The following is a 16,746-nucleotide window of genomic DNA, read 5'->3' on the forward strand; positions in this document are numbered from 1 at the left end:
ACGTTAAGGCACCATTAAGTGCTGGTTTGTACCAAAAATACAGAATATTATAGTTTATGAGGCTATCTCGATGAAGCCAAGTTCGTTGCTTTCAATTTTAAAGATCGGTTTGTTCTTAAAATTGAGGTTGAACGGGCACCTGTTTTTAAAGCCGTTCCATTTTTTATAGTCCAAGGGGTCTATGGAAGAAGTGATCATATTTACTGTAATATGTTCTTTTGGATCGGCATTTATCAAAGCTTCAAGGAACTCCCATCCATCCATTATGGGCATGTTGATATCCAAAAAGATTACATTGGGCGCGGCCAATCCTTTTTCCATCCGTTCTTTGTAAGCTTCTTGGGCCTCCAATCCATTTTGGAAAATCTGGATATCGTTACATTCCACCGCGGATTTCAACATTCTTTTTATGCCAAATACGGTAATTGGATCGTCGTCCACTATAAAAATACAACTAACTTTCTTCATTAAAATACACATTAAATGTAGTGCCTTTATCTACCTCACTTTGCACTGTTATACTTCCGCCCATGGCTTCTATTTGATTTTTTACAAGGTATAGCCCAAAACCTTTGGCATCTTTTCTATTGTGAAAGGTTTTGTACATGCCGAAAACTTTGTCCCCGTATTTTTCCAGATTTATCCCGATCCCGTTATCCGATATGCTCAACAGCACGCCCTCTTTGGACTGGACCGCGTCTATTGTGATCAAGGATTCCCTGTTCTCACTTTTGTATTTGACGGCATTGGAAACAAGATTTAAAATAATGCTGTCCAGATAGGCCGGAACACAATTTACTTGAATGTTCTCCGCGACATTATTGATTACATGGGAGCTGTTCTTTTGCAGTAAGGCGGATAGGTTTTGTAAAACATTGATGATATTACGCCTTAGGTTCAATGGTTTTTTGGTCTCAGAGGTTTTTGTGTTAATGTCCACGACCTCGTTTAGGTTGCCCAAAGTTTCCAATAAATTGTCCGAGGCCTGCGATAACATTTTTATAATGCCTTGCCGTTCCTCTGGATCGTTCTCAGCGTTTAAAAACTCCAAGAGCATGGAAAAATTAGCGGAGTGGGACCTTAAATTATGGGAAACAATATGTGCAAAACTGATAAGTTTCTGGTTTTGCAGGGAAGTAACCTTGATCAAATCCCGCAATTGCTCCTCCTTTCTTTTCATGGGGGTAATGTCCAAACTGACCCCTATAAGTCCACAGACCTTGCCTTCTAGGTCAAAATAAGGGATTTTTGAGGTTAAATAATTGGTGGTTTTACCATGTAATATGCTTACTGTCTCTTTTCCGATGATAGGGGTGAGGTTCTTCATAACATTAAGATCCTCTTCCCTCGAAATTTTGGCAGTTTCCTCATCGTATTGTTCAAAATCGGTGGTTCCGATAATTTCCTCTGCTGTTTTGCCCAGATAGTTACATTCGCTTTTGTTGACCAATATTTTTCTGGTGTTCAAGTCTTTCACATAAACGTTCAGCGGAAGACTGTCCACCAAGGTAGTTAAAAGTTGTTGGTGCTCCTGGACCTTGGTTTCGGCCAACACTTTTTCGTGAATATCTTTAAGGGTTCCATATATCTTAATGGCTTCTCCATTCTTAAGAACTGGTTTGCCGGTCACCCGAACCCATCTTTCTTCGCCTTCAAAAGTTACCAATACTACTTTGGCATCAAATGGTTGATGGTTGACTATGGAGTTATGGAAAAGCATAGAAATCTTGTTCTGGCTGTATCCTGTTTTGTAAAAATCGATGGCTTCTATCGTGGTGGGCTGAAAACAGTCGGGAACTTGGTGAATACGCTTGGTCTCTTTGCACCAAGTAAGTTCTTCCTTTATCACATCAAACTCCCACCAACCAGTGTGCGATACTTCCATTTTGGTGTCCAAAATGGTGTTCAGCCATTTGATTTCCTCTTCTTTTTTTACTTCTGATGTAATATCGTCGGTCTGGATGATGGCACCGATCACATTCTCCTTATCATCGAACCAGGGGGCAAAACTGCTTTTTAGGTACCGGATGCCCGCTGGGTTTTCCAATTGGTGCTCTAATGTGAACGATTTTTGTTCTGCCAGTCGTAGCTCTAGATCCAGAATCTCTTTGTAGAGGGAAAAAACATTGGTATTGGAGGTGTTGTCCTGTGGGGGCAATCCAAAAATATCGAGCCAAGCACTGGATGCATCCAGCAAAATGCCTTTTTGATCAAGAAGCGCGGTTGCCGAGGGCAATTGCTTCAATAAGTAAAACTGGTCGATTCTTTTAACTGTTTTCAAACTCGGGGGAAGGTTTAAAACGTTATGCTATTATTAATTGATGCCAATGTAAAATTATTGGCTTATCTAATTGATTTATTGTTGTGAAACTGTCCCAAAGTGTTGTGTTATCCTGAATGGACAATGTTTCATCTAAAAATAAATTGTAAGAAAAGACTTAAATAGGTTTGTTCCCCCTGAAATCGTGAAATTTATGGTTTTACCATGACCGTTTCGGGTACCAATCCTGAGTAATCCCCACCATTCCTGATAACATCCCGCACAATGGAAGAGCTTATGAAGGACTTTCCGGAGGAGGTCAATAGAAAAACAGTTTCTATTTCCGATAACTTGCGGTTGGTATGTGCAATTGCTTTTTCAAACTCAAAATCCGCCGGGTTCCGTAATCCCCGCAATATAAATGTGGCATCTATTTTCTTGCAAAAGTCGACCGTCATACCTTGGTAGGTGGTCACTTTAATTTTTGGTTCATCCTTGAACGCTTCCTCGATAAACCGAACTCGTTCCTCCAAGGAGAACATATATTTTTTGTCGGCATTTATACCTATGGCAATTACCAATTCGTCAAAAAGGGTGACTCCTCTTTTTATAATATCATAATGGCCTAATGTGAGTGGGTCAAAAGACCCAGGGAACAATGCGCGTTTCATGGTGTGGTATAAGGTTTTTAAAAATACGGTTTCTATCGCAAAGCTTCAACAATGGCGCTATCAAAAAGCGATTCAAGGGAGATGCCTGCAGTTTTCGCCTGTTGCGGCAATAAACTTTCCTCCGTTAGTCCGGGGGTTGTGTTTATCTCCAATAAATGGGGTACATCACCGATAAAGATAAATTCACTTCGGGTATACCCTTTTAGTCCCAATGTCGTATAAATAAATTCGGCCAACTGTCTAACGTTCTTCTCTTGTTTTTCGGAAATACGGGCTGGGGTTATTTCTTGTGATTTGCCCATATATTTAGCTTCGAAATCGAAGAAATCGTTTTCAGAAATAATTTCTGTGGCCGGCAATACGGTAACCTTTTTATTATAGGTGATTACCCCGACGGAAACTTCTGTGCCATCCAAAAAGGATTCTATAATGATCTGGTGATCTTCCTTGAAGGCATTGGCAATGGCTTGGTTTAGATCCTCTTTTTTGTGGACCTTGGATACGCCATAGCTACTCCCGGCCCTATTGGCTTTAACAAAACAAGGTAGCCCAACTTTTTCTACAATGGCATTTTCGTCGATGGTCTGGCCTTTGTTCACAAAAAAGGAAGTGGCACTAGGGATTCCATAGGGTTTCAAAGCGCTCAAAAGATCTCGTTTGTTAAAGGTGAGTGCAGCCTCATAATGGTTGCAGGATGTCTGCGGAATGCCCAAAAGTTCAAAATAGGCCTGCATTAGTCCATCTTCGCCAGGAGTGCCGTGTATTGCGTTGAAAACACAATCAAAAAGAATTTTTTTGCCATCAATGGTTATACTGAAATCGGATTTATCCAATGTATGCCTTTCATCGGTGTTGTCCAGATAATACCAGTTTTCTTTGGTGATTATAATTCTGTAGGCATTGTACTTATTTGTATCCAGATATTTGTGGACCACGTTTCCGCTCTTTATGGAAATATGGTGTTCGCTGGAATAGCCGCCCATTATAATGGCAATGTTTTTTTTCATTTATCGGTAAATTATCACAAAGCCAAAATAAAGAAAAAAGGGTGGGCTTTCCTATATTTGTTCCGTTAAGGTGAAATACATGAAGAATTTTTTCAACTTTTTAAAGAGCAAGACTTTTTTTATCCAACTTGGATTGGCGGCAATAGCTATAGTTGTTTTGGTGTTCGTCGCATTGCAATGGCTCAAGGGAACTACCAATCACGGGGAATTTGTGGAGGTGCCGGATTTCTCCAAAATGTCGGTTATGGAAATGCGAAAAGCAGTGGAGGAAGCTGGTCTCAGATATCAGGTTTTGGATTCATCCAACTACAATCCCGAGTATCCAAGATTTTCAATTTTGGAACAAAACCCTCCTGCTGGCAACAAGGTAAAGGCCAACCGTAAAATTTATTTTACGGTAAATCCATCAGGATATAAAAAGGTAAGTGTACCGGATATCATTCAGGTTACCCAACGTAATGCTGCATCTATGCTAAAGGCCGTAGGGCTGGATGTGGAGCGTGTTACCTATATTGATGAGTTGGGCAAGGACATGGTGTACAACATGAAGTTTAAGGGGAAATATATAAAGCCGGGCGACAGATTGCCCAAAACCTCCAAGGTGGAATTAATTTGTGGAAACGGGACCATTCCCGGCAGTGCAAGGGTAAAGGCAGACTCCAACTAACTATGGATATTTCGGAAAACCAGGACGAACTTTCTCAGGATGATCTTTATGAGCATTATGCCTTTGTGGCATCTAAGGGCCAAGACCCTTTGCGAGTGGATAAATTTTTGATGAATTTTATTGAGAACGCCACTCGTAACAAGATTCAACAAGCGGCCAAAAAAGGCCATATTTGGGTAAACGACTCCATTGTAAAACAAAATTACAAGGTAAAAGCAGGGGATGAGGTGAAGGTTATGTTCGAGCATCCGCCCTATGAGTTTTTGTTGACCCCGGAAGATATACCATTGGACATTGTTTACGAGGACGACATACTTTTGGTGGTGAACAAACCGGCAGGCATGGTGGTGCACCCGGGGCATGGAAATTACTCGGGTACCTTGATTAATGCCTTGGTGTACCATTTTGAAAATTTGCCCAATAATAGTTCGGATAGACCTGGTCTGGTCCACCGGATCGATAAAGACACCTCCGGATTATTGGTAATTGCCAAAACGGAAGCAGCAATGACCCACTTGGCGCAACAATTTTTCGAAAAAAGCAGTGAACGGGAATATGTGGCCTTGGTCTGGGGCAATGTAACCGAAGACGAAGGTACCATTGAAGGGCATATTGCACGAAACCCCAAAAACCGCCTACAGATGATGGTTTTTCCGGAGGGAGATGAAGGAAAGGAAGCTGTGACACATTACAAGGTATTGGAGCGCTTTGGATACGTTACCTTGGTGTCCTGCAGGCTGGAAACCGGTAGAACCCACCAAATTCGGGTCCACATGAAATATATAGGCCATACCTTGTTCAATGATGAGCGCTATGGAGGCGACAGAATTTTAAAAGGGACCACCTTTACCAAATACAAGCAATTTGTGGAGAATGCCTTTAAGGTATTGCCAAGGCAAGCTTTGCATGCCAAAACATTGGGCTTTGAGCATCCGGTAACAGGCAAGTTTATGCGTTTTGATTCCGATCTGCCCGAAGATATGGTCCAGTGTATCGAAAAATGGCGCGGTTATGCCAAGCATCACGAATCATAGGTTTCTTCGATCCTAAGATTGAAAACACCATTGGCCCATCTGTCCAAATAAGTAAAATCCTCGTTATTTTTACAAAAAATGGAACCATATGAAAATTGTGATATCACCGGCAAAGTCACTTGATTACGAAACCACTTTGCCTACATCAAAATATAGTCAGCCCCAATTTTTGGAACAAGCCCAAAAGCTAAATGCTGTATTAAAGAAGAAGAAGCCCAAAGCCCTGTCGGAACTTATGTCCATTTCCGATAAACTTGCGGATTTGAACTGGGACCGCAATCAAAATTTTGAATTGCCCTTTACCGTTGACAATGCAAGGCCGGCAGTGTATGCTTTTAACGGAGATGTGTACCAAGGTCTGGATGCCTATACCATTCCCGAAGATAAGTTGGACCGTTTGCAAAGTACGCTGCGGATATTATCCGGCCTGTACGGTGTTTTAAAACCATTGGACCTAATGCAGCCATACCGATTGGAAATGGGGACGCAGTTAAAGGTAGGCCGTAAAAAAAATCTGTACGAGTTTTGGAAAGATCAAATTACCAATGCCTTGAACAACGAACTTGAGGAAGATGAACTATTTGTAAACCTTGCAAGCAACGAATACTTTAGTGCAGTAGATGTCAAAAAACTTAAAGTGCCGGTAATAGCACCGGTTTTTAAGGATTGGAAGAACGACAAACTCAAAATCATCAGTTTCTTTGCCAAAAAAGCACGTGGATCTATGGTACGGTACATTATTGATTCCGGTGCCCAAACATTGGATGACATCAAGAATTTTGATTATGATGGCTATTTGTACAGCGAGGAACACACCGTAAAGAAAGACCAGCCAGTTTTTATTCGATAAAACTTTGGTAAGATCAAAGTAATTTTTAAGTTGTCACAACCAATCACGTTGTTACAATAAGGCACGACGTACTTCAAATTGTGATACGTTTAAATTTAACCCAAAGGTTACGTATAATTCGCGAACTTTGGGTGTTCGTCCATGATAACATCAACTTAAAATAAATACATGCAGCAGACTAAACGGTTAGAGGAATTTAAAAAAACGGTAACCAATAAGTTCAACATTTACAACAGTCTTTTTTTGAGCTTGCCCTACAACAATATAGAAAATGTAGGGGTTCTTATCCCATTATTGCTAGATCAGTGCGAGAAAGGCTTAAAAGAAGGTAAAGATCCCCAAGAGATTTTAGAGGTGTTTTTTACCAATTTTGTGGATATCAAAGACGAACGGGAGCGGTTGGACTTTATGTTCAAGATCGTGCAGTATGTGGAACGCCAAGTGGTACTTTACGATAGTGTGGAGGATTCGGCCTTCTCCAAACTTCAAAAATACAGTAGCTCTTTGACCATTAAGGATTATTTTGAATTGGTGAACCGCACCAAAAACTGGGACAAGGTCTCCAAAAAACTCTCCACCTTTAGTGCGCGAATCGTTCTGACCGCGCATCCAACGCAGTTCTATACCCCCGCCATATTGGATATTATTGCAGAATTGCGCACTTTGATCGATGAGGACAGGATTCATGATATTGACGTAACCTTGCAGCAATTGGGGCTTACCTCACTGATCAATGCAAAAAAACCAACGCCTTTGGACGAGGCAAAAAACATTATCTACATACTTCGTAATACGTATTATGATGCCGTTGGCGAATTGTACCAATATGTAAAAAGTAATATTCGGGACGATAAGTTTAATAATTACAACCTGATGAAACTCGGATTTTGGCCTGGTGGCGATCGTGATGGGAACCCCTACGTAACGGCCGATATCACCAAACAGGTGGCGGATGAATTAAGGCTTACTTTAATGAAATGCTATTATAACGAATTGAAGGGCCTTCGCAAAAAACTTACATTCAAGGATATGCAGGTAGACATCAATGCGTTGAGCGATAAGCTGTACAAAGCCATGTTCAACCCAGATGTGCTTGTTTCTTACGAGGAAATCATCGCCTGTTTAAATGGTGTCCGCGAAAAACTGATTGACAATTATCACGAATTGTATTTGGACGAGTTGGATCAGTTTATGGATAAGGTACATATTTTTAAGACACATTTTGCCACCTTGGATATCCGTCAAGATCACAGTAAGCATTTGTTGGCCGTGGAAACTGTGCTAAAAAAGCATGGAGTTATCAAGGAAAACGTACACGAGTTGAGTGAAGGGGAACTGGTAAGGCTCTTGCTCAAAGAAAATTTTAATCTCGACCCAAAGGACTTTGAAGATGAGATTGTAAAGGACACCATTACGAATATCCAAAACCTAAAAGCGATACAAGAAAAAAACGGTGAAGAAGGCTGCAACCGATACATCATCAGTAATTCGGAAGATATTTTTTCGGTCTTGTTCGTGTTCGGTTTGTTTAGGTGGAGTGGATGGGACGAGAAAAAGATCACATTTGACATTGTTCCACTGTTCGAGACCATGAAAGGTATGGACGCTTCAGAAAAAGTGATGCAAACCTTGTTCGATATTCCACAATATAGGCAACATCTGGAAAGAAGAAGGGACGTACACACCATAATGCTCGGATTTTCGGATGGTACCAAAGATGGGGGGTACCTAAAAGCCAACTGGTCTATTTTAAAGACCAAGGAAACCTTGAGCAAAGTCTGTAAAAAGAACGGTATCGCCGCTATTTTCTTTGATGGTAGGGGAGGACCGCCAGCACGTGGTGGTGGTAAAACACACAGATTCTACGCCGCACAGACCAAGGATGTGGCCAATCATGAGATTCAGCTTACCATTCAAGGGCAGACCATTACCAGTACCTATGGGACCAAAGAGCAGTTTATCCACAACTCCGAGCAGTTGCTCACCGCTGGATTGAGCAATAACTTATTTGGCAAGGAACTCACTATCTCCGCGGCACAACGTAAATTGATAGAGGAGCTCTCGGAACTCAGTTTCGACAAATACGATGCTTTAAAACAGCACGAGAAATTTATGCCCTACCTGGAGCACAGAAGTACATTAAAATATTATACCAAGGCCAATATTGGCAGTAGACCAGGAAAGCGCGGAAACAAAAAACAGCTAACGCTTTCGGATTTACGCGCCATATCTTTTGTGGGGTCGTGGAGCCAGTTAAAACAAAATGTTCCCGGTTATTTTGGATTGGGTACGGCCATTAACAAGTTAAAAGAAGAAGGGCGACTGAACGAAGTGAAAAAGTTGTACAAAGATGTCCCATTTTTTAGAGCTTTGATGCACAACAGTATGATGTCCTTGGCCAAGTCCAATTTTAACCTGACGAGTTACATGAAGGAAGATCCAGAGTTCGGAGCTTTCTGGAACATTTTGAACGACGAGTTCCAGTTGTCCAAAAAAATGCTGTTGCAGATTTCGGGGGATAAGATTTTGATGGAGGATGAAGCCGTATCGCGGGAATCCGTTAAAATAAGGGAGCAAATTGTATTGCCCTTGTTGGTGATACAGCAAAATGCCCTGTACCATATCACACAAAATTCTGAATACAAAGAATTGTACGAGAAAATCGTTACTCGTTCCTTATATGGAAATATCAATGCCAGCAGAAATTCGGCTTAGGGGAAATTTTTTGTGTATTTTTATGAATAAACAATATAATCCTAGCTTCAAGTTTATCAAATGACAAAACTACCTCATTTGAGAAGATTATTTCATAATCTGTCAATTGTATTTACAATGTTTTTATTTTCCTGTTCCAATGACCAGGATAAAGGAATGGAATTAGAACAATTGGGCACTTTGGAAGTAATGGCGGTTTACGAAAGCGGAACCGCTATGCCAGATGTTACTGTTACCACTGTACCTAAAACTAAAGAGAAAATAACCGATGCAATGGGAAAGGTTGTATACAACAATATACCCATTGGAAAATATGAGGTTATTCTCACCCCTTCGTTTTCTGATGTCAGCGTCTCAGTTGATGTAAATGTGCAAGAAAATCAAGTAGTGGTCATCGAAGCTGTTATGGCGCCTGACCCTATTTCAGAAATTCCAATTGACTTTGATGTTTTTTTGAAGAATATATATGACCAGTTGAAAACAGAATTTTTGTTCGATGCCAATGGTTATTCCCATTATTGGGGTGATATTGGAACAGGTGTGACCAGGATAAACCCTAATTCGATGGGTAGATTTGGCGATTTGGATAATTACTATTTTCATTCGAGTAACTATGTAATCAACGAAGTATGGTCAGAGCATTATAGAGTTATTAATCTTACGAATATAGGTTTGGAAGAGCTAACGGACTTAGATTCAGCATTGAATGGGGAAGTGAATACAGTTCACTTAGAATCCGAGTTTCGTTTCCTGCGAGCACTATTGTACTTCAATTTGGTTAAACTTTACGGAAATCCTGTTTTGGTCACTACAGCTGGTGTAGACCCTGATAATCCGCCAACATTTGAACAAGGTAGGGAAGTTGTATTTGAACAAATTGTAGAGGATTTAACATTTGCGCAGCAGAATTTGTCCTCTGGATTGGGCAAAGAAAAAGCATCAAAGGAAGCTGCCACTGCTCTACTTGGAAAAGTTTACCTTACGATGGCAGGTTTTCCTATGAATCAAACTGATAAATATAGTCTTGCGTTATTGGAATTGGAGAAAGTTGTAGGGAGTTATACTTTGGAAGAAAACTATTCGGATGTTTTTTCAATCCAAAATGAAAGTTCGAATACAGAGGTTATTTTCGGTATTGGTTTTGATAACTCGGGCAATTATAGTGTCTCTTGGGGGCCTATGGGTATTTCATTAAGCGATCGTTTATTGTTGGTTCCTAATTTTATAAATTCCTATTTTGAGAAAGAAATGGAACCCTCCGAACCGGTTAGTTTTCCGATTGAAAATAGCGATTCGAGATTTCATCAAAATATAGCCACATTTTCGTTTGATGATGGGAATTTAATAGATGAAACTTTAATGGAAAATTGGCGACCATATAAATTTATAAAGGAAGTCGAGGAAATCAGTGTATTGAATTCAGAGTCATTTGATTACCCCTATTTAAGAGCAGCTGACGTGTATCTAATGATAGCAGAGGCCGAAAATAAGCTGAATGGCCCTACAGCTAAAGCATATAATGCTTTGAATTTGGTGAGAAGAAGAGCTTTTGGCGATTTGGAGCATGATGCTCAAAGTGGGTTGACTCAAGAAGAGTTTTCTAGCCTAATTTTAAAGGAAAGACGTTTGGAGTTTTGTTTGGAAGGACAATTTAAGGATGACCTTATTCGAATGAATGCTCTTGAGTCCGAGATATTGGAATACAATCAAAATTACCCAGAGTTGGCAAGGGACTTTCAAAATCACGAATACATCTGGCCCATACCTCAGGGAGAAATGAGCCTGAACCCGGATGTGGTTCAAAATGAAGGTTATTAAAATTGGATTTTGACTACACTACCTTTTAAACATACACATCCCTATAAACCGTTTTTGTTATCGCAGGCCACTAAATTGATTGTAGGTACCCTGCCTCCCCCACGGTTTACCACAGGTGACCTAAAACCACAAGATGTGGATTTTTGCTATGGCAGCTGTAACGGACAGTTATGGCCCATTTTGGATAGAATATTCCAACTGGGATTAACTTATGAAACTACAGATGAGGCGGTACAACAGCGAAAACAGTTCTTGATCAAGAACAAAATAGGGGTTTGTGATATTGTGGAAAGTGCCGATAGGGAAAAAATAGATGCATCCGACATCGGAATGCAAAATGTTGTGCTACGTGATTTAGTCGGATATTTACAAAAGTACCCGAATATCGATACCCTTTTGTTTACAGGCGGGAATAGTAAAAATGGTCCCGAATATTTCTTTCGCAGGCAACTAAAGGAGTATAACTTAAAACTCGATGTGGTCTCCGACGACGTGCCCCGAATTCATCATTTGGAGTTGCCGATCACTCCGAGTACAACGTCAGTGCGAGGGCAGTCGAGAACCATTAAAACCGTTTCGCTGACTGCACCTTCGGGAGCTGCCAACCGAGCTGTGGGAAGTTTACAGGCCTACAAGCAAATGAAACAAAAAAATCCAGCATTCAATACACTGGATTTTAGGGTACTACAATATCGGGAGTTCTTTTAATCGATTTTATTGGATAGAATACTATAAAATGTCTTTATTCCATAAGCCAACTGGCCAATCTTTATATTTTCGTTGGGACTATGTTGGTTGTTGTCGGGGTTTACCACGGGAACAATAAAGGCAGGAATCTTTAATTCGTTCACAAAGGGGGATATGGGGACCGTACCGCCCATGGTGCGTATTTGAATGACTTCCTTGTCAAAACTGTTGTTTAAGGTATTTACTATAAAAATACCATATGGGTCATTTAGATCCGTACGGAACGCATCCGTAACACTCCTCTCTTTTACGGTAACAATTTTATCGAATTGCAAACGCTCTTCTTTGGAAGGCTCGTGATCTAAAACTTTATAGCCTTGCTGGGCTATATGATCTTTCACCAATTGTTTTAGCCGATTTCCATCGCTTTCTACCACCAATCTTAAATCCAGTTCCGCAGTTGCACTTTCGGGAACAATGGTGCGCGCTTTTTCTCCAACCCATCCAGAACTTAATCCGCGAATGTTCAAAGAGGGATATTGCAGGGCTTCTTGGTAAAAACTTCCTACTTTTTCCGAAGTTTTAAATTGGAGGTTTTCGGCAATGGCCGCATCGTTATCGGGTACACTTTTTAATATGGAATCGGTGGTTTTGTCAATAGTTATACCGTCATAATAGCCGGAGATCGTTACCCTTCCTTCGGCATCTTTCATGGTTGCCAATAATTGTGCTAACTGAAAACCTGGGTTTGGAGCATAGTTGCCATAATGTCCGCTATGTTGCGGTTTAATGGGGCCGTAAGTAGTGAGGGTCAAAGTGGTAATACCACGGCAACCATAAACTACAGTAGGGTTTTCGGACGCGTGTACAGGTCCGTCCACGATCATTAAAAAATCCGACTCAAGGAGTTCACGGTATTGTTTCACAGCTGCCGGCAAAGGTTTACTGCCTTTTTCTTCTTCACTGTCCAAAATCACCTTTATATTAAAAGGTATGTCCTTACCATCCTTTTTAAGTAGGTCCATGGCGTTCAATAGCATCACGATCGGCGATTTATCATCCGAAGTAGATCTTCCGAACAAACGCCAATCATAATTGATGTCGTCTCCAAGTTCATCAAAAGACATGGTTTCAAAACCATCATCCTTCGGGGCCTTTAATACCACATTGTACGGGTTGGGTTGGTTCCATTTGGACGGGTCCACGGATTGACCATCAAAATGCATATAAATAAGAACCGTTGGCTTGTCCCCGCTCATGGGCGTGGCGGCAAAAAACAAAGGAAGACCATCGGTTTCCAATACTGCCGAGTTAAACCCTCTATCGCCAAACTTGCGCTTTAACCACATTATGTTACGGTCTATGTCGGCTGCGTCCAGAGCATCGTTGGGGATAGCTATAAATTCTCGTATTTCGTTAATGGCATCGGCGACCTGGGATTTAATGGCCACTTCATCTTGGGCAAAAACAGAATAAGTAAGGCATAAGGTTACTATGGGCAGTATTTTTTTCATGACAAATCAATGTTGATCTTTAAAGTGGAAAATTAACGAATTTGCTTTACAAAGTGATCAATCTTGTCCACTCCATTTTTTGTTAGGTGTTTTATAAAGGCCGAACCAATGATCGCACCTTTTGCGTGTTGGGTAGCTTGCCCAAATGTCTCGGCATTGCTGATACCAAAGCCAACGATCTGCGGATTTTTAAGGTCCATTTGTGCTATGCGATTAAAATAGTTGGTCTGATCGGGACCAAAACCTTGCTTTGTTCCTGTGGTACTTGCCGAGCTCACCATATAAATAAAACCTTCGGATGCATCGTCGATCGCTTTTATGCGCTCGTTGCTGGTTTGTGGTGTAATAAGAAAAACGTTGATCAATCCATGTTTTTTAAAGATGATTTCATATTCTTCTTTGTACACATCCAACGGTAGATCGGGAAGAATAAGCCCATCGACCCCAATTTCCTCACATTTTGCACAAAACGCTTCCACTCCATATTGGAGGACTGGATTAAAATATCCCATTAAAATCAACGGTATGGACACCGATTTGCGGATGTCTTTCAATTGCTCAAAAAGCAGGTCAGTGTTCATTCCATTTTTTAGGGCAGCCGTGGAACTTTCTTGTATGGTAGGTCCATCGGCCAAAGGGTCGCTAAAGGGAAGCCCGATTTCAATGAGGTCGACACCGTTCTTTTCCAAATCTTGGATAATCTTTACGGTATCGTTCAAATTGGGGTAACCAGCTGAAAAATATATGGAAAGGATTTTTTTGTCCTCCTGTAGTTTTTGTTTGATTCTGTTCATAGTATTTAGGTGTTAGATGTCAGACATAAGATGCACGAAATATTTCTAATTTCTTATTTCTGATCTCTAGAGTCTGAAATAATCAATATAATTCTGTAAATCCTTATCTCCTCGCCCGGATAGGTTGACCACCACCACGTCATCTGGATTGAATTTCCTTTCTTCGAAAATGGCCAAGGCATGTGAAGTTTCTATGGCTGGGATTATACCTTCCAGTTTACAAAGTTCCAATCCGGCCTTCATGGCATCATCATCGGTAATGGAAATGAACTCTCCACGGCCCGATGCGTACAAATGGGCGTGCATAGGGCCTACACCAGGGTAATCCAATCCTGCGGAAATGGAGTAGGGTTCGGTAATCTGTCCATCTTGCGTTTGCATCAATAAGGTTTTACTGCCGTGTATAATGCCCACTTTTCCCAAAGCGGAAGTAGCGGCACTCTCACCGGAATCAATTCCCTTACCAGCGGCCTCAACTGCAATAATGCCCACCTCTGGGGTGTCCAAGTAATGATAAAAAGCACCGGCTGCATTACTTCCCCCACCGACACAGGCCACAACGTAGTCAGGATTTTCCCGACTTTCTTTTTCTTGTAACTGTTTTTTAATCTCTTCCGAAATTACCGATTGGAAACGCGCCACCATGTCGGGGTAGGGATGGGGACCTACGACCGATCCAATAATGTAATGGGTGTCCACGGGGTTGTTTATCCAATCGCGAATGGCTTCGTTGGTGGCGTCCTTTAATGTTTTACTGCCCGATGTGGCAGGTCTTACCTCGGCTCCCAACATTTTCATTCTAGCTACATTGGGTGCTTGGCGGGCAATATCGATTTCCCCCATATACACCACACATTTGATCCCCATTAATGCACAAACCGTAGCTGTGGCCACTCCATGTTGACCCGCACCTGTTTCTGCAATGATCCGGTTTTTGCCCAATTTTTTTGCCATTAATATCTGGCCAATGGTATTGTTTACCTTATGGGCACCGGTATGGCAAAGGTCTTCGCGTTTTAGATAGATTTTGGTATTGTATTTTTGGGATAGACGTTTGGCAAAATACAGTGGTGTGGGCCGACCCACATAATCCCGTAACAATTGTTGGAACTCTTCTTTAAAAGAAGGCTCCTCCATTATGCGGAGGTAGTTTTGCCGAAGCTCCTCACAGTTGGGGTATAGCATTTCGGGAATAAATGCTCCCCCAAACTCACCGTAGTATCCCTTTTCATCTGCATGATAACTTTTCATAGACATTTTTTTTAGTTCATATCACTTTCCAGTGATGCTCTGAAAGTTTTTAGTTCTTCAATATTTTTTTGTCCCGGGGCTAACTCAAATTTACTGTTCACATCGATGGCATAACACATGGTAGATGCAGGACTTTTTAAAAATCCTTTTAATTTATCTAAAGAATCCAGACCTATGCCACCGCTTAAAAAGTAAGGTTTTTGAGATGGATATTTTTCCAAGACCGACCAATCGAAGGTGTAACCGTTGCCCCCGGGCAATTTTCCTTTAGTGTCAAAAAGGAAATAGTCACAGACGTCTTCGTAATCTTTAAGGATGCCAAAATCAAAATCATCTTTAATGGAAAATACTTTGATGACTTCTAAATTTCTCGACTGCGGTCGAATTGACAGAATTCTTTCTTTTAGTTCCTGGCAGTAATCTGGGGCTTCCTTTCCGTGCAGTTGTACCGCATCCAATTGATATTTTTCTACTTTTTCCAGAATTTCCTCCAGTGGCGCATTAACAAAAACCCCTGTTCTTTTGATGGAATGTGGCAAGTCTGGCATTTCTCCCGAAAAATAACGGGAGGAGGGTTCCCAGAAAATAAATCCCAGATAGTCGGGTTGCAAAGTCGCTACCGCTTCGGGATTATGGTTCATGCCGCAGACCTTTAGTTTCACGCTTCTAATTTTTTAATGAATCCGGAAGCACTTATTCCCGGATTGTCCGTTTTCATAAAATTTTCGCCGATCAAAAAGCCTTGAAAATCAAATTCTTTTAATTCTCTGATGGCCTCCACGGAACTGATTCCACTTTCCGATACCTTTACAAAGTCATCCGGAATATTGGCGGATAGTGTCTTACTGGTTTCCAGGCTCACCTCGAAAGTTTTTAGATTTCGGTTGTTCACTCCCAGCATATCCAAACTGGGCATTAGGGATTTTTCCAGCTCTGCTTCATTATGGACCTCCAATAGTACATCCAATCCAAGTTTTTTGGCCAATTCCGATAAGGTTTTTATCTCTTCCCTGGACAAAATGGCGGCAATTAATAATATTACATCGGCACCATAGGCTTTGGCTTCCACAACCTGGTATTCATCTATGATGAATTCTTTTCGTAAAAGGGGAATGTTCGTAGCTGCTCGTGCAAGGATCAAGTCATCCAAGGAGCCGCCAAAATATTTGCCATCGGTGAGCACAGACATACCGCAGGCACCAGCATCGGCATAGCCCTTGGCGACATCCTGTACACTTAGCCCTTGGTTAATGACCGATTTTGAAGGGGAACGACGTTTATGTTCCGCAATAATGCCAGAATTGCTTTGACGTAATGCTTCAGCCAACGAAATAGAGGTTCGTTCCATCAATATCGAAGTTTCCAATTGGGATATGGTAATCAGTGATTTTTTTAAATCGACTTCTTTACGCTTGTCGGCTACTATTTTGTCTAGTATGTTCATCCTATATTTTTGTCAATCCGCAAATGGGACGGTA

15 protein-coding genes are annotated in these 16,746 nt (G+C 41.2%); 6 read left to right on the forward strand and 9 right to left on the reverse strand.

Annotated features, from left to right (window positions below):
* Nucleotides 1-54: 54 nt before the first annotated feature.
* From AB9K32_RS00775 to AB9K32_RS00790, 4 genes are all read right to left on the reverse strand, one after another.
* Nucleotides 55-468 carry a response regulator transcription factor gene (locus AB9K32_RS00775; RefSeq protein WP_224837657.1) on the reverse strand — a complete coding sequence of 138 codons (414 nt, stop codon included), beginning with the start codon at nucleotides 466-468 and terminating at the stop codon, nucleotides 55-57.
* Entirely contained in the window at nucleotides 455-2,281 is a 1,827-nt protein-coding gene (locus AB9K32_RS00780) for a PAS domain-containing protein (RefSeq protein ID WP_369884081.1), read from the reverse strand. Before AB9K32_RS00780 ends, AB9K32_RS00775 begins: the two co-directional genes overlap by 14 nt.
* A gap of 191 nt (nucleotides 2,282-2,472) precedes the next feature.
* On the reverse strand, nucleotides 2,473-2,931 hold the full coding sequence (coaD, locus tag AB9K32_RS00785; protein ID WP_224837659.1) for a pantetheine-phosphate adenylyltransferase: 459 nt from the start codon (nucleotides 2,929-2,931) through the stop codon (nucleotides 2,473-2,475).
* A gap of 32 nt (nucleotides 2,932-2,963) precedes the next feature.
* Nucleotides 2,964-3,938 (reverse strand): D-alanine--D-alanine ligase, encoded by a 975-nt coding sequence (locus AB9K32_RS00790; protein WP_252080292.1) that lies wholly within the window; start codon nucleotides 3,936-3,938, stop codon nucleotides 2,964-2,966.
* A gap of 79 nt (nucleotides 3,939-4,017) precedes the next feature.
* Between AB9K32_RS00790 and AB9K32_RS00795 the strand changes: the two genes are divergently transcribed.
* From AB9K32_RS00795 to AB9K32_RS00820, 6 genes are all read left to right on the forward strand, one after another.
* Nucleotides 4,018-4,605, forward strand: a complete 588-nt coding sequence (locus AB9K32_RS00795; RefSeq protein ID WP_224837661.1) for a PASTA domain-containing protein — start codon at nucleotides 4,018-4,020, stop codon at nucleotides 4,603-4,605.
* Between the two features lie 2 nt (nucleotides 4,606-4,607).
* Nucleotides 4,608-5,639, forward strand: a complete 1,032-nt coding sequence (locus AB9K32_RS00800) for an RluA family pseudouridine synthase (protein WP_224837662.1) — start codon at nucleotides 4,608-4,610, stop codon at nucleotides 5,637-5,639.
* Nucleotides 5,640-5,727: 88 nt separating this feature from the next.
* Nucleotides 5,728-6,489 (forward strand): peroxide stress protein YaaA, encoded by a 762-nt coding sequence (yaaA, locus tag AB9K32_RS00805; protein WP_224837663.1) that lies wholly within the window; start codon nucleotides 5,728-5,730, stop codon nucleotides 6,487-6,489.
* 168 nt (nucleotides 6,490-6,657) lie between these two features.
* A complete protein-coding gene (locus AB9K32_RS00810; RefSeq protein WP_252080289.1) occupies nucleotides 6,658-9,204 on the forward strand; it encodes a phosphoenolpyruvate carboxylase in 2,547 nt (848 codons plus the stop codon).
* Between the two features lie 156 nt (nucleotides 9,205-9,360).
* Nucleotides 9,361-11,022, forward strand: coding sequence for a RagB/SusD family nutrient uptake outer membrane protein (locus tag AB9K32_RS00815; protein WP_369884082.1), 1,662 nt, complete (start codon nucleotides 9,361-9,363; stop codon nucleotides 11,020-11,022).
* 9 nt (nucleotides 11,023-11,031) lie between these two features.
* Nucleotides 11,032-11,730 (forward strand): uracil-DNA glycosylase family protein, encoded by a 699-nt coding sequence (locus AB9K32_RS00820; protein WP_338196162.1) that lies wholly within the window; start codon nucleotides 11,032-11,034, stop codon nucleotides 11,728-11,730.
* Here the strand turns inward: AB9K32_RS00820 and AB9K32_RS00825 are convergent.
* The 5 genes from AB9K32_RS00825 to trpC all read right to left on the reverse strand — a co-directional run bounded on the left by AB9K32_RS00825 (nucleotide 11,727) and on the right by trpC (nucleotide 16,712).
* Nucleotides 11,727-13,223: a M20/M25/M40 family metallo-hydrolase gene (locus AB9K32_RS00825; protein ID WP_369884083.1), complete on the reverse strand. Its 1,497-nt coding sequence runs from the start codon at nucleotides 13,221-13,223 to the stop codon at nucleotides 11,727-11,729. The two genes, AB9K32_RS00820 and AB9K32_RS00825, sit on opposite strands and share 4 nt — an antisense overlap.
* A gap of 32 nt (nucleotides 13,224-13,255) precedes the next feature.
* Nucleotides 13,256-14,017, reverse strand: coding sequence for a tryptophan synthase subunit alpha (trpA, locus tag AB9K32_RS00830; RefSeq protein ID WP_252080283.1), 762 nt, complete (start codon nucleotides 14,015-14,017; stop codon nucleotides 13,256-13,258).
* A gap of 66 nt (nucleotides 14,018-14,083) precedes the next feature.
* Nucleotides 14,084-15,268: a tryptophan synthase subunit beta gene (gene trpB / locus AB9K32_RS00835; protein WP_369884084.1), complete on the reverse strand. Its 1,185-nt coding sequence runs from the start codon at nucleotides 15,266-15,268 to the stop codon at nucleotides 14,084-14,086.
* Nucleotides 15,269-15,279: 11 nt separating this feature from the next.
* Nucleotides 15,280-15,930 carry a phosphoribosylanthranilate isomerase gene (locus AB9K32_RS00840; RefSeq protein ID WP_369884085.1) on the reverse strand — a complete coding sequence of 217 codons (651 nt, stop codon included), beginning with the start codon at nucleotides 15,928-15,930 and terminating at the stop codon, nucleotides 15,280-15,282.
* Nucleotides 15,927-16,712 (reverse strand): indole-3-glycerol phosphate synthase TrpC, encoded by a 786-nt coding sequence (gene trpC, locus AB9K32_RS00845; RefSeq protein ID WP_369884086.1) that lies wholly within the window; start codon nucleotides 16,710-16,712, stop codon nucleotides 15,927-15,929. The genes AB9K32_RS00840 and trpC overlap by 4 nt, the downstream gene beginning before the upstream one ends.
* Nucleotides 16,713-16,746: the final 34 nt, after the last annotated feature.

This window comes from Allomuricauda sp. XS_ASV26 (genome assembly GCF_041224615.1).
Taxonomy (GTDB): domain Bacteria; phylum Bacteroidota; class Bacteroidia; order Flavobacteriales; family Flavobacteriaceae; genus Flagellimonas; species Flagellimonas alginolytica.